Consider the following 13,929-nt stretch of genomic DNA (forward strand, 5'->3'; position numbering starts at 1 on the left):
CTCCGATCGCCTACTTCGCGAGCGCCTTCCAGGCCGCGTAGCCGGCGACGCAGGCCACGGCCGAGGCGAACGCGCCCCAGGTGATGTCGATGACGGTCAGGCGCGTCGACCATCCCCGCAGCGTCGCGTGGTTGGTCAGGTCATAGGTGGCGTAGGCCACGGCGCCGAACACCAGGCCGTTGATCGCCGCGCGCGTCATGCCGCCTTCGCGAACCGCCGGCGCCACGGCCAGGAAGATCATCCCCGCCACATAGGCGATATAGAAGACCACCGCCGCCGCCACGTTGGGGCGCGGCGACAGAAGGTCGCCCAGGGCGGGCTTGTAGAGCCGGTCGATCATCGTCCCAAGCCAGACGAAATCCAGGGCAAGGAACGCGGCCATGGCGGCGAAATAGGCGGCGACAACCTTCATCGACGAACTCCATCGCGATCCATGCGCCAAACGGCTTGGCGCTGTCTCGGGTTCGGAAGGCGTTACGCGGGAAAAACTTGAGTGGACGCATTCGTCCGCTCGCGAGCTTCGACCGTAGATAGGAGCAAGCGCGCCTTTCGCGCGGAATTCCAGGAGATCGTCGATGCGGCCCATGCACGGAGAGTTTCCGGTGAATCCTGGCCATGGCGCCCCCATGCGGATCGCCGTCATCGGCGCCGGGATTTCGGGCCTCTCCAACGCCTGGCTGCTGGGCCAACGCCACGACGTCACCCTGTTCGAGTCCGCCGATCAACTGGGCGGCCACGCCCACACGGTCGAGGTGAAGACGTCCAAGGGCGCCGTGCCCGTGGACATGGGCTTCATCGTCTACAACGAGTTCAACTATCCGAACCTGACGGCGCTGTTCCAGCACCTGGGGACGCCCACCAAGCACGCCGACATGTCTCTGGCCATTTCGCTGGACGACGGCGACCTGGAGTACGGCAGCAAAAGCCTGGCCTCGCTGTTCGCCCAGCCCAGCGCCCTGCTGCGTCCGCGCTTCTGGTCGATGCTGCGCGACCTGAACCGCTTCTACCGCACCGCGCCGGGCCATCTGGCGACGCTGGATCCCGTGGTGTCGCTGAGCCAGTACCTGCGCGACAACGGCTACGGCGCGGCGCTGAGCCAGGATCACCTGCTGCCGATGGCGGCGGCCATCTGGTCGGCCACCATCGAAGGCGCGGGCGAGCATCCGGCCGCGGCCTTCATCCGCTTCTTCGAGAACCATGACCTCCTGCGGTTCGTCGGCCGGCGCACCTGGCGGACGGTCGATGGCGGCAGCCGCGCCTATGTCGACGCCCTGGCCGCCGCCTTCACCGGGCGCGTGCGCCTGTCGGCCCGCATCAAGGCCGTGACGCGGTCCGACGACGGCGTGAAGATCGTCGAGGCCGACGGCCGCGAGACGATCTTCGACCATGTGGTCTTCGCCACCCACGCCCCTACCACCCTGTCCCTGCTGACCGACGCCGACGCGCGGGAGCGTTCTGTGCTGGGCGCGTTCCGCTACACGACCAACGAGGTCGTGCTGCACCAGGACAAGCGCCTGATGCCGCGCCGACGCATGGCCTGGGCCAGTTGGAACCATCTGGGCCGGCGCGACGATCCGACCGCCGGCTGCGTCAGCTACTGGATGAACCACCTGCAGAGCCTGAAGGGCGCGCCGCCGCTGTTCGTCACGCTCAATCCGCACATCGCGCCGCGCGAGGACCTGGTCCACGAGGCGCGGAGCTTCGAGCACCCGCATTTCGACGCCGGCGCCCTGACGGCCCAGAACGACCTATGGAGCCTGCAGGGCGTCCGTCGCGCCTGGTTCTGCGGCGCCTATTTCGGCGCGGGCTTCCATGAGGACGGTCTGCAATCAGGGCTCGCCGTGGCCGAACAGCTGGGCGGCGTTCGCCGGCCCTGGAGCGTGGCCGACGAGAATGGCCGCATTCCCTTGCGCCCCCTGCTCGGCGCCACGCCGCTGGAACGGGCCGCCTGACGATGAGCGCTTCGGCGATCTACGAGGGGGTCGTGACGCACCGGCGGTTCTCGCCCGCCTCCCATCGCCTGCGCTATCGCATCTTCATGCTGCTGCTCGATCTGGACGAGCTGTCGGCCTTGGCGTCGAGACTGAAGCTGCTGAGGTTTGGCGCCTTCGGCCTGATGTCGTTCCGCGCCGCCGATCACGGCGATCGCTCGGGCGGAGATCTCAAGGCCTATGCCCGCGAGCGCCTGGGCGAAGCTGGCATCGTCGCCGACGGGCCCGTCCGCCTGCTCTGCATGCCGCGCATCCTGGGCTATGGCTTCAATCCGCTGAGCCTCTATTTCTGCCACCGCGCCGACGGCGAACTGGCGGCGATCCTGTACGAGGTGCGCAACACCTTCGGCCAGAGCCACAGCTATCTGGCCGCCGCGCCAGAATCCGGCTTTGGGGCCGGCGCTGGACCGGTGCGGCAGAGCGCGCCCAAGCGGTTCTTCGTCTCGCCCTTCATGGACATGGATCTCACCTACGACTTCGAGATCCTGCCGCCCGGTGAAGCCATCGCCGTCAGCGTCTCGGCGCGTCGCGGCGATCAGGCCATCCTGACCGCGCGGTTCGCGGGCCAGCACGGCGCGCTCACGGACGCCAACCTGCTGAAGGCCTGGCTGAAGCACCCCCTGCTGAGCTTCAAGGTCATCGCGGGCATCCACTGGGAGGCGATCCGCATCGTGGCGCGGGGCATTTGGCCGCGCCCTCGCCCACCCTTGCCGCCCGAGGCCGTGACCCTCGGCGCGAGCTCGACAAGCTAGAGTCATCCAAATCGAACCTTTCGGCGTATTGTGGACATGTATGCGACTCAGGCCGCCCCTCACCGCTCCCGAAATCGCGCCGTGACCACGTCGCGCGACTTCGATTCCTGCGTGCTGCGGATCGCCGCCGAGCGTGACCGCGAGGCCTTCGCGACCCTGTTCGACCACTACGCGCCGCGCGTGAAGGCGCTGCTGATGCGCGCCGGGTCTCCCGCCGCCGCCGCCGAGGAGCTGGCGCAGGAGACCCTGCTCAGCGTCTGGCGCAAGGCGCATCTGTTTAATCCGGAGCGCGCCTCGTCGGCGGCCTGGATCTTCACCATCGCCCGCAACCTGCGCATCGACAGCCTGAGACGCGGCGACGCCAGCGTCTACGCCGCCGATCTCGCCCTGGCCGCCGAAGAGCCCGAGCAGCCCGACGCGATCCTCAGCGGCGCGCAGGACGTCGAACTCGTCAGGGCCGCCATGCGAGCCCTGAACCCAGACCAAGCCCGAGCAATCGAGATGGCCTTTTTCCAAGAGCAAACCCACACCCAGATTTCGCGGGCCCTGGGCGTTCCCCTCGGCACCGTCAAGGCGCGGATCCGCTTCGGCATGATGAAGCTCCGCGCCTTCATCGAACGCGACGGCGGAGGCGCCGCATGAGCCTTCGACGTCAACCGAGCGAGGAACGACTGCTGGCCTACGCGGCGGGCACGCTCAGCGCGCCCGAGGCCGTGGTCGTCGCCACGCATCTGGCGCTGAAGCCGGAGACCCGTCCGTGGGCCGATCTCGGCCGCGCCGTCGGCGGCGCGATGCTTGAGGACGCCGAGCCGGTCGCTCTGGGCGCCGGCGCGCGCGAGGCGGCGCTGGCCCTTCTGGACGCCCCCGTTTCGACGCCCGAGCCCGCCGCCCCGGCTACCGCCGACCCGTCGCTGCCCGAGCCTCTACGCGGCCTGCCCCTGGGTCCCTGGCGCTGGGCGGGCCCCGGCGTGCATGTGCGGAATGTGATCGGGCCGCGCGACGGCGACTGCCGCGTGATCCTGCTGCGGATCGCGCCGGGCCAGTGCGCGCCACGCCACACCCATGGCGGCGTGGAGCTGACCTGCGTGATCAGCGGCGCCTACGCCACCGAGGACGGCGTCTTCGCCCAGGGCGACTTCGAGGAGGCCGATCCGAAGGTGACGCACCAGCCGCGCGTCGTCTCCGAGGAGCCCTGCCTCTGCGTCGCCGCCTTGGACGGCCAGATCGTTCTGCCCGGCCGCCTGGGCCGCCTGCTGGCGCCGTTCGTCAAGCTCTGAGGCTTGCCCCGGGGGCCGCGCCTACGCGGGCGAGGTCTCGATCACCCGGACGCCTTCGGCTTCGCACTTGGCCGCCAGCTCGGGGCTGTCCAGCCGGTCGGTGACGAAGACGTGGACATCGCCGATATGGCCGATGCGCACCGGCGCGGGCCGGCCCAGCTTCTGGCTGTCGGCGACCAGGATCACCCGTCGCGAGCTCTGGATGATGGTCTGCGAGACCTGCACTTCGTTGATGTCGAAGTCCAGCAGCGAGCCGTCCTCGTCCATGGCTGACGCGCCGATGATGGCGAAGTCGACCTTGAAGTTGCGGATGAAGTCGACGGCGAAGGCCCCGACCGAGGCGCGATCGGCGCTCCGCACGCGCCCGCCCACCACGATGACCTCGATACCCGGCGATGACGCCAGAATGTCGACGACGTTGAGGTTGTTGGTGATCACCAGAAGACCGGTGCGGCCTTGCAGGGCCTTGGCCACCTCCTCGGTGGTCGTGCCGATATTGATGAACAGCGAGGCCTTTTCCGGGATCAGCGCCGCCGCCGCCGCCCCGATCGCTTCCTTGGCCTCGCGCGCCAGCACCCGCCGCGCCTCGTATTCCAGGTTGTCGACCCCGCCCGCCCCGATCACGGCCCCGCCGTGCACGCGGTTGAGCAGCCCTTGGTCGCACAGGTCGTTGAGGTCCTTGCGGATCGTCTGCCGCGAGACCTGAAGCTGATCGGACAAGGCCTCGACCGTCACCCGCCCGCTCTTGCGGGCGAGCGCGAGAATCGCCTCGTGACGTTGCTCGATAGCCATCAACGCACCTCCATCCCCGGCTTAGCGCGTCGGCGTCGCCCTTGACCAGCGCGCCCGCCGGATCGGTTTCGGATCCACGCGCGCTTTTCGCTCTGAGTTTCGTTTTTGATTTCGTATTTGCGATTTTTATAGGAATACGCTAGCAATGCGCAACGTGGAAGGAGCGTCAGGCATGGAGTTCGACCTTCTGGTGGTCGGCGGCGGCGTCAACGGCGCGGGCATCGCTCGCGACGCGGCCGGACGCGGACTGTCGGTTCTGCTGGTCGAACAGAACGACCTGGCCAGCGCCACGTCCTCGGCCAGCACCAAGCTGGTGCACGGCGGCCTGCGCTACCTCGAATATTATGAGTTCAAGCTGGTCCGCGAAGCGCTCGAGGAGCGCGAGACGCTGCTGGCCATGGCCCCGCACATCATCTGGCCGCTGCGCTTCGTGCTGCCGCACGCCCACGCGACACGCCCCGCATGGCTGGTCCGGCTGGGCCTGTTCCTCTACGACCACCTGGGCGGCCGAAAGCGTCTGCCGGGCTCGCGCGGACTGAACCTGAAGGGCGCGCCCGAGGGGGCGGCTCTGAAACCGGAATACGGCAAGGCCTTCGCCTATTCGGACTGCTGGGTCGACGACGCCCGCCTGGTCACGCTCAACGCCATGGACGCCCGCGAGCGCGGCGCCGTGGTCGAGACCCGCACCAAGCTGGTCTCGGCCCGCCGGGTCGGCGCCCTCTGGGAAGCCCGCCTGAAACCGGCGGTCGGTCCCGAGCACAACGTCCGCGCCCGCGCGATCGTCAACGCCGCGGGTCCCTGGGTCTCGGAGGTCCTGACCGGCGCGCTGAGCGTGAAGACGGGCAGCGGCACCCGGCTGATCAAGGGCAGCCACATCGTCGTTCCGCGCCTGTTCGAGGGCGATCACGCCTACATGCTGCAGAACCCCGACCGCCGGATCGTGTTCGCCATCCCCTACGAGGACCGCTTCACCCTGGTGGGCACGACCGATGTCGCCTGGGACGCGCCGCCGGGACCGGCCAAGATCTCGGCCGAGGAAGTCGACTATCTCTGTGAGAGCATCAACCGCTACTTCGCCCGCCCGACCACGCCGGGCGATGTCGCGTGGAGCTACGCGGGCGTTCGCCCGCTGTTCGACGACCACGCCGACAGCGCCTCGGCGGTGACCCGCGACTACGTCCTTGAAGTCGACGCCCCGGAGGGCGAGGCGCCGGTTCTGTCGGTGTTCGGCGGCAAGATCACCACCTACCGTCACCTGGCCGATCAGGCGATGAACCGGCTGGCGGCGTTCTTCCCACGGGCCGATCGCTCCTGGACGCGCGGCGCCGTTCTTCCGGGCGGCGATCTGCCCGACCTGGACCGCGCCGCCCTGGCGCGGGCGCTGCGCGACGAATTCCCGTTCCTCCCCGAGGACATGGCCACGCGCCTGGCGCGCTCATACGGAACGCGCGCCCGGAAATTCCTGGCCGGCGCCAAGACCCTGGCCGACCTGGGCGAGGCGTTCGGCGCGGGGCTGCACGCCGCCGAGGTCGACTATCTGGTCGCCGAGGAGTGGGCGCGCACGGCCGAGGACATCCTCTATCGGCGCGGCAAGTTGGGCCTGCACCTGCCGTCCGAAGGGGCGGCGCGCCTAGAGGCCTACCTTGCTGGAAAGGCCGCGCCCCGCGACTGTTTGACCACTTCTCAAGATTGGCTTGACCAAAGACGAACAACGGTTTAGCCAGACTACAACAAAATAAAAATCAACAACTTAGGGAGGGTATCATGCGTAAGTTGATCCTGCTTGCGACTGCCGCTTCGTGCGTCACGGCCATGCCGAGCCTGGCGGCGGCGCAAGACAAGAACGAGACCACGGGCCTGGCCGAGATCGTCGTCACGGCGACCAAGCGGTCCGCCAACCTGCAGAGCGTCCCCGTGGCCGTGACGGCCATCACCGGCGAGACGATCCAGAACCAGCGCATCAGCGAGTTCGGCGACCTGACCCGCGCCGCCGCGTCGCTGACCCTGACGCAAAGCACCGCCTCGCCCAACAACGCCATCATCCTGCGCGGCATCGGCACCTACGCCTTCTCGATCGGCGTCGAGCCCTCCGTGGCGGTGATCATCGACGACGTGCCGGTCGTCCAGCAGGCCCAGGCCTTCGACAACCTGTCCGACGTCGAGCGCATCGAGGTCCTGCGCGGCCCGCAAGGCACGCTGTTCGGCAAGAACGCCAGCGCCGGGGCGATCAACATCGTCACCCGCGATCCCTCGGTCGTCTTCAGCGGCCAGGCCTCGGCCACCGTCACCACCGACCGCGGCTACAAGGCCGACGGCTCGATCTCGGGGCCGATCTCGGACTCCACCGGCTATCGCCTGGGCGTCTACTACAACCACTGGGACGGCAACGTCCGCAATCTGGCCAACGGCCACCGCCTGAACGACAACACCTCCTACGGCGTGCGCGGCAAGCTGCGGTCCGAGCTGACCGACAAGCTGGTGCTGTCGCTGAACGGCTCGTACGCCAAGTCCAAGTCGGACGGCACGGCCGCCACGCTTCGCTTCGTCGACCTGAACTACCTGCCGGCGGGCGCGACCACCCCGGTGATCCCCAAGTTCAATGGCGTGTCGATCCTGCCGGCCCTGGCCGGCATCAAGCCGGGCGAGACCAACCGCAAGACCCGGGTCGACAACGACGGCTTCACCGAGAACAAGCAGGCCAGCTTCAGCGGCAAGCTGACCTATGACCTCGGCTTCGCCAGCCTGATCTCGGTCACCTCGTACCAGGACTGGAAGTACAACTTCTCGGCCGATGTCGACGGCACCGACCTGGCGGTCAACGGGACCGCGCCCAACGTGACCAGCCCGATCGCGCCGGGCCTCGGCGTCAGCAACTCGGGCCCCTATCACTCGACGTCCTTCACCCAGGAAGTGCGCCTGACGTCGAAGGGCGAAGGTCCGCTGTCTTACGTGCTGGGCGCGTTCTACGCGGACGCCAAGACCACCCGCGACTTCCAGCGCGGCCCGGCCCTGATCCTGGCCAAGTGGACCGGCTGGCAGAGCACCCGCAGCGTCGCGGCCTTCGCGGGCGTGGACTACAAGTTCCCGACCAACACGACCGTCAGCGGCGCGGTGCGCGTCAACAACGAGCGGATCAAGGACAGCTTCGTCAACCTGCTGTCGACCGCCACGGTCTACGTCTCGCCGACCAGTATCGGCACCTGCGGCGCGGGCAGCCAGCTGTGCGCCGGCAGCAACGAGGACACGGCCGTCACCTGGAAGCTGTCGGTGAACCAGGAGCTGGCGCCGCGCGTCTCGGTCTACGCCAGCGCGGCCACCGGCTATAAGGGTTTCGCCTACGACATCTCGTCCGGCTACACCCCGCTGCGCACCCAGAACCCCGTGCAGCCCGAGAAGTCGAAGTCCTATGAGACCGGCCTCAAGAGCCGCTTCCTGGACAACCGGCTGCAGCTGAACGTCGCGGCCTTCTATACCGACTACGACAACTTCCAGGCCCAGTCGTCGCAGTACATCAACGGCGCGCTGCAGCAGAAGCTGAACAACGTCGGCAAGCTGCGCACCAAGGGCGTCGAGATCGAGGCCCAGGCGATGCCGGTCGAGTGGCTGCGCCTGGACGCCTCGGCCGCCTATACCGACGCCAAGGTCGTCTCGTTCCCGAACGCGGCCTGCTACCCCGGCCAGGCCCAGACGGGCGTGGGCTGCGCGCCCTCGACCAATCCGCCGGGCCTGGGCAACGTCCAGGACCGCTCGAACACCCAGCTGCCCAACAGCCCGAAGGTGAAGATCAACCTGGGCGGCACGGTCACCCGCGACCTCTCCAGCGACATGAAGGGCGTCTTCGCCCTCAACTATCAGTACCAGAGCAAGGTCAATTTCGACCTCCTGGGCAACCCGCTGGCCGAGCAGAAGGCCTATGGCCTGGTCAACGCCTCGGCCTCGATCGAGCGCGGCGACGTCAAGGCCACCGTGTTCGTCAACAACCTGCTGAACGAGCACTTCGTCACCGGCATCGGCGACGGTTTCGGCTCGTACGGCGTCCACTTGGTGACCCAGGTGCTGTCGCGCGACAGCGACCGCTATTTCGGCTTCAAGGTCGACACCAAGTTCTAGGCGGTCCTCCCCGGACGAACCCTCGACGGGGAGCGGGCTTCGGCCTGCTCCCCATTTTTTATTCAAGACCAGGAGACCCGCATGCGAAACGCCCTCCCCCGTCGACTGGCCGGCCTCGTGGCTGGCGTTTCGGCCTGCTTGGCCGCGCTCGGCGCGCAGGCCGCGCCCGGCGACTGGGTCAATGGCGTGCTGGCGATCCCCGCCCCGAAGGAGCCTCCGGCCTTCGCCCTGCCCGTGGCGACGCCGCTGGCCAACCCGGCCCGCGAGGCCTGGGCCCAGCAGGACCCCAAGCAGCGGCTCGTCTACAACGTTTCCAAGCCGACCCTGACCCTGATGCCGGGCGGACCGGCGGCCGACCAGGACGCGCCGGCGGTGATCCTGGTCCCCGGCGGCGGCTTCCAGTTCCTGGCGATGGACAACGAGGGCTACGACGTCGCCAAGCGGCTGGCCCCGCTAGGCGTCCGCGTCTTCATCCTGAAGTACCGGACGATCCCCCTCCCCGACAGCTTCGACGGCTTCAAGGGCGCGCTGGCCGGAACGTTCCAGCGCGGCGAAGGCGCCGGGGATCGCGACCGACAAGCGCCCTACGCCGTCGCCGACGCCCAGGCCGCCGTCCGCGCGGTCCGCGACCACGCGCGCGAATGGCATGTCGATCCCAAGCGGGTCGGCGTGCTGGGCTTCTCGGCCGGGGCCATGACGGTGCTGGGCGTCCTGCAGGCCAACGCCTCCGACGCGCGGCCGGACTTCGCGGGGATGATCTACGGCCCGACCCAGTCGAGCATGGTCCCGCCCAACGCGCCGCCGCTGTTCGCGGCCCTGGCTGCCGACGACCGGTTCTTCCGATCGCAGGACTTCAGCCTGATCCAGAACTGGCGGGCCTCGGGCTCCTCGGTGGAGCTGCACCTCTACAGCGCCGGCGGCCATGGCTTCGCCTCGCAGCCCCACGGCACGACCAGCGACGCCTGGTTCGACCAGTACGCCCTGTGGCTGAAGGCGATGAAGTTCGCGCCGTAGCCTCCAACTCCTGTGTCATCCCGGAAGCCTCGCAGAGGCTATCCGGGACCCAGGGGCCGCCGCACAGCCTTGGCCCCTGGGTCCCGGCTCTCCCCCGGCTCAAGGCCGGGGTACGGCCGGGATGACACCGGAGAGGTTCAAACGCTCCAGATCACGACACGGCGCGAGACGCCGAGCACGGTCTCCACGGGCGGCGCGGCGACCTCGCCATTCAGCGTCACCGCGCGCGTCTCCTCGGCTGGCAGGACGAGCTTCAGAGCCTCGGCCGGGGCCGGCGCTTCACCCTGCCAGGCGGCCGTGATCGCCAAGGCTTGGTCGCTCGCCTCAACAGTCACACGCCAGCCCTGCGGCGCGGCCGGATCACGCGGCGCGGCGTCCGCCTCGTCGAAGCCGCTCCAGGTCATCGCGCCCGCGACGGGCGGGTACAGCAGCACCGCCGGCTCCGGCGGGGCGGCGGCGAAGCCGGCGGGGGCCACGTCGACGAACACGCCCGAGCCCTCTTTCGCCAGCATCGGCGGAAGGCCGTCCAGCGGCGCGGCCAGGTCATGCTCGGCGCCGCCCGCATAGACCTTGTCGTCGCGCAGGTCGCGCCAGGTCGCTCCGGCGGGCAGGTAGGCGCGCACGGTCTCGACACCCTGGTCCAGCGCCGGCGCGACTAGCAGGTCCGGTCCCAGCAGATAGGCGTCGCCATCTTCCCACGACCGAGGCTCTTCCGGGAAATCCAGCCACAATGGCCGGGTGACGGGCTCGTAGTCGGCATGGTGGCGCCAAAGCAGGTCGTGCAGCAGCGGCCGCAAAGCGCGACGCAGCTTCATCATCTCGACGATGGCGGGCGTGGCCTCCGGATACATCCAGGGCTCGTTGACCGTGCCGTCGGTGTTCCAGCTGTGGATCGAGAAGCGCGGCATCACGATCCCGGCCTGTACCCAGCGCAGCAGCAGCTCGGGCTCGGGCGCCGGACCAGCGAAACCGCCGATGTCGTGGCCGGTGTTGGAGACGCCCGACAACGCCATGCCCAGCCCCATCTTCTGATTGAAGCGCAGGGTCTTCCAGGCGGTGTAGTTGTCGCCCGACCAGGTCTGGGCGTAGCGCTGCATGCCGGCCATGCCGCTCCGCGTCACCACATAGGGCCGCTCGTCCGGGCGATGGGCGATCTGGGCCGCGCGGCTGGCGCGCATCATCAAGAGGGTCTGCACAGGACGCTCGGCCGCCGCCGCGCGCGGCGTTCCAAAGCCGGCGATGCGAGCGCGGCTGTCCCAGATCTCGTACTCGTTGTTGTCGTTCCAGGTGGAGCGGATGCCGTAGGCCAGCAACTGCTCGGTCACCTGCCCGCGCCACCAGGCGGCCGCCTCGGGGTTGGTGAAATCGACATAGCTGCCGACCTCGTCCCAGAACTGGCAGACGATCGGATCGCCGTCGGCGTCTGTCACGAACCAGCCCTTTGCGGCGAGCTCGGCGTAGCGCGGATGGGTGACCAGCAGGGCCGGCTTGATGTTCGGGACCAGCTCGACCCCGGCCTCGGCGTAGCCGCGCACGAAGCCCGCCACGTCGGGGAACTTGTCGCGGTTCCAGTGGAAGACATAGCGCCGGTCGCCGATCGAGGTGTAGCCCGACGACAGGTGGAAGGACTCGCACGGGATGTCGTGACGGCTGACGCCCGCGATGAACTCGCCCATGCGCGCCTGGGCGTTCGGGGCGTCGGTATAGGTCATGGTCGAGCCGGAATAGCCGACCGCCCAGCGCGGCATCAGGGCGGGCCGACCGGTCAGCCAGGTGTAGCGGCGGGTGACCTGGCGGGCGTCCGGACCGGCGATCATATAGTAGTCGAGGTCGCCGCTCGCCGCCCGCATATAGCGGTAATGCGGGTGGTAGTTGTCGTGCTCGTGGCCGAAGTCGAACACCGGGTCGGCCGTGGTGTCGTGAAAGACCCCGTGCGCCGCGCCCTCGGCGTCGACGACCAAGACGTACGGGATCGACTTGTACAGCGGATCGTCGGCCGAGGCGTCGTAGCCCATCGGATCCAGGTTGGTCAGGCGGAACCGGCGGCCCGCCCGGTCCATCGCCCCCGCCCGCTCGCCCAGGCCGTAGTAGCGCTCGCCCGGCCGCCGCTTGACGTAGTGATAGACGCCCTCGTCCCACCAGCCGAAGTTATAGGCCTGGGTCGGACGGTCCTCAGCGATGAGGTGCCAACCCTCTGGCGTCGCTTGCGACCAGCGGCAGAAGAAGCCCGCCAGCGTGATCTCCAGCCGCAGGCGCGCGGTGGCGAGCACCAGCACGTCGCCGCCCGCCTCCAGCGTGAACGCCGGCGCGGCGAAACCCGAGACGTCCAGGCGGTCGCGACCGGGCTCGGCGATATCGGTCTGGCCGGGCGCCACGGCCCAGCTGGGCGGCGAGGTCACCGCGCCGTCGGTCAGCAGCAGGACGCGGACGATGTCCTCCTCCAGCACGAAGACGTGCGCCACGGCGCCGGTGTCGGCGCGCAGGGTGACGCGCGGACCGTCGCGCTCGGCCAGGGCGAAAAGCGGCGGCTGGGCCAGGCTTGCCTTGCGCACGATCAGGCCTCCTTCACGATGAGATGGCGGCGCATGGCGAACAGCCAGATGGCGCCGATCAGGTCGAAGACGCCCAGGCAGGCGAACAGGGGGGCGAAGCCGATCTTGTCGGCCAGCTGGCCGATGGCCAGCGAGAACAGCAGGCCGCCGGTCCAGCCCGCCATGCCCACCAGACCATTGGCCTTGGCGATATCGCCCTTGGGAAAGACGTCCGCCGACAGGGTGTTGATCAGCACCGAAATCACCTGGTGGGCGAAGCCGCCGATGGCCAGCAGGGCGATCGCCGCCATCGGGTGGCCGACGATGCCGACGAAGCCCGGCGCGATCATCAGCACCGCGCCCAGCGCCACGCCGGCGATCCGCGAGCCCTCCAGGGTCATACCCCGCCACTTCTGCAGGAACGGCGCGAGATAGCCGCCCAGGATGCCGCCCGCGTCGGCGGCCAGGAACGGCATCCAGGCGAACAGGGCGATATGGGTCAGGTCCATGCCCCGCTCCTTGGCGAGGTACAGCGGGATCCAGAAGGAGAAGGTCTGCCAGGCCGGCTCGGCCAGGAAGCGCGGCACGGCGATGGCCCAGAACCTGGGCGTGGCGGCGATGGCCTTCAGGGTGGTGGCGCTGGCCGAGACCGGACGCTGGCCGGCCTCGATCTCGGCGCGCTCGACGGGGGAGACGTAGGCCGCCTGAGCCGGCGAGCGGTAATAGCGGTACCAGACGCCGGCGAAGACGACGCCGATCAGACCCGTGACGAAGAACGCCGCCTGCCAGCCCCAGGTCTTGGCGACCAGGGCGACCAGGACCGGCGCGATCACCGCGCCCAGCGAGGTGCCGGCGTTGAACCATCCGACGGCGACGGAGCGCTCGCGATCGGGAAACCACTCGCCGATCGACTTCATGCCGGCGGGGATCGCCGCGGCCTCGGCCATGCCGAGCAGCCCTCGGAACGCCGCCAGCGAGACCCAGCCCTTGGCCGCGCCGTGCAGCATATTGGCCAGGCTCCAGGCCAGGGCGAACAGCGCGAAGCCCGCCGTGAGCCCGATCTTGTCGATCAGCAGGCCCGCGATCGGCTGCATGACGGTGTAGGCCAGCTGGAAGGCGCCGACGATGTAGCTGTATTGCTCGGTCGTGATCGCCAGGTCTTGCTTGAGCTGCGGGGCCAGCACGCCCAGCGAGTTGCGCGCGATGTAGTTGATGATCGTCCCGACGATCACCAGCAGGAGAATGCGTAGCCGCACCGAGCGCCAAGTCATTGGTCTTCCTACCCGTATTGTTCTTATTCTAAGCGATGGGCCGTCCCCGGCTCCGGTCGCTTTCGCCCCTCCACATCCATGGCCAATGCGGATTGGCCTGTCAATTTCCAAAGAGTGGTAAGGCCAATTTCGCGACAGGCGCGCGAAAGCTGGGCGGCCCGAGATAGACGGCCAGCGCGCGCCGTCGATCT

The 13,929-nt window shown here is 68.8% G+C and carries 11 protein-coding genes; 7 read left to right on the forward strand and 4 right to left on the reverse strand.

Annotated elements, in window-relative coordinates:
* Positions 1–10: 10 nt before the first annotated feature.
* Complete coding sequence (locus J2728_RS12905; RefSeq protein ID WP_309999694.1) at positions 11–412, reverse strand: DUF2177 family protein; 402 nt, start codon at positions 410–412, stop codon at positions 11–13.
* Positions 413–575: 163 nt separating this feature from the next.
* On the opposite strand from J2728_RS12905, the gene J2728_RS12910 reads away from it, so the two are divergent.
* The 4 genes from J2728_RS12910 to chrR all read left to right on the forward strand — a co-directional run bounded on the left by J2728_RS12910 (position 576) and on the right by chrR (position 4,020).
* The gene (locus J2728_RS12910) at positions 576–1,952 is read left to right on the forward strand and encodes an NAD(P)/FAD-dependent oxidoreductase (protein WP_309999696.1); all 1,377 of its coding nucleotides are present in this window, start codon (positions 576–578) and stop codon (positions 1,950–1,952) included.
* Positions 1,953–1,954: 2 nt separating this feature from the next.
* Positions 1,955–2,743 carry a DUF1365 domain-containing protein gene (locus J2728_RS12915; RefSeq protein ID WP_309999698.1) on the forward strand — a complete coding sequence of 263 codons (789 nt, stop codon included), beginning with the start codon at positions 1,955–1,957 and terminating at the stop codon, positions 2,741–2,743.
* Between the two features lie 81 nt (positions 2,744–2,824).
* Positions 2,825–3,385: a sigma-70 family RNA polymerase sigma factor gene (locus J2728_RS12920; RefSeq protein ID WP_309999700.1), complete on the forward strand. Its 561-nt coding sequence runs from the start codon at positions 2,825–2,827 to the stop codon at positions 3,383–3,385.
* Positions 3,382–4,020: a cadmium/peroxide/UV radiation responsive anti-sigma factor ChrR gene (gene chrR, locus J2728_RS12925; protein WP_309999704.1), complete on the forward strand. Its 639-nt coding sequence runs from the start codon at positions 3,382–3,384 to the stop codon at positions 4,018–4,020. The genes J2728_RS12920 and chrR overlap by 4 nt, the downstream gene beginning before the upstream one ends.
* 21 nt (positions 4,021–4,041) lie before the next feature.
* Here the strand turns inward: chrR and J2728_RS12930 are convergent, their stop codons facing one another.
* Positions 4,042–4,812: a DeoR/GlpR family DNA-binding transcription regulator gene (locus J2728_RS12930; RefSeq protein WP_309999706.1), complete on the reverse strand. Its 771-nt coding sequence runs from the start codon at positions 4,810–4,812 to the stop codon at positions 4,042–4,044.
* A 172-nt stretch (positions 4,813–4,984) separates the two neighbouring features.
* Between J2728_RS12930 and J2728_RS12935 the strand changes: the two genes are divergently transcribed.
* The 3 genes from J2728_RS12935 (at position 4,985) to J2728_RS12945 (ending at position 9,936) form a co-directional block, all read left to right on the forward strand.
* A complete protein-coding gene (locus J2728_RS12935; RefSeq protein ID WP_309999707.1) occupies positions 4,985–6,532 on the forward strand; it encodes a glycerol-3-phosphate dehydrogenase in 1,548 nt (515 codons plus the stop codon).
* Between the two features lie 44 nt (positions 6,533–6,576).
* Entirely contained in the window at positions 6,577–8,922 is a 2,346-nt protein-coding gene (locus J2728_RS12940) for a TonB-dependent receptor (RefSeq protein ID WP_309999709.1), read from the forward strand.
* Positions 8,923–9,003: 81 nt separating this feature from the next.
* Positions 9,004–9,936, forward strand: a complete 933-nt coding sequence (locus J2728_RS12945) for an alpha/beta hydrolase (protein ID WP_309999711.1) — start codon at positions 9,004–9,006, stop codon at positions 9,934–9,936.
* A 137-nt stretch (positions 9,937–10,073) separates the two neighbouring features.
* Here J2728_RS12945 and J2728_RS12950 read toward each other — a convergent pair whose 3' ends face one another.
* The gene (locus J2728_RS12950) at positions 10,074–12,488 is read right to left on the reverse strand and encodes a glycoside hydrolase family 31 protein (protein ID WP_309999712.1); all 2,415 of its coding nucleotides are present in this window, start codon (positions 12,486–12,488) and stop codon (positions 10,074–10,076) included.
* Between the two features lie 2 nt (positions 12,489–12,490).
* Positions 12,491–13,738, reverse strand: coding sequence for an MFS transporter (locus J2728_RS12955; RefSeq protein ID WP_309999714.1), 1,248 nt, complete (start codon positions 13,736–13,738; stop codon positions 12,491–12,493).
* Positions 13,739–13,929 lie beyond the last annotated feature (191 nt).

Origin of the sequence: Caulobacter segnis, assembly GCF_031454995.1 — a bacterium.
GTDB lineage: Bacteria > Pseudomonadota > Alphaproteobacteria > Caulobacterales > Caulobacteraceae > Caulobacter > Caulobacter segnis_E.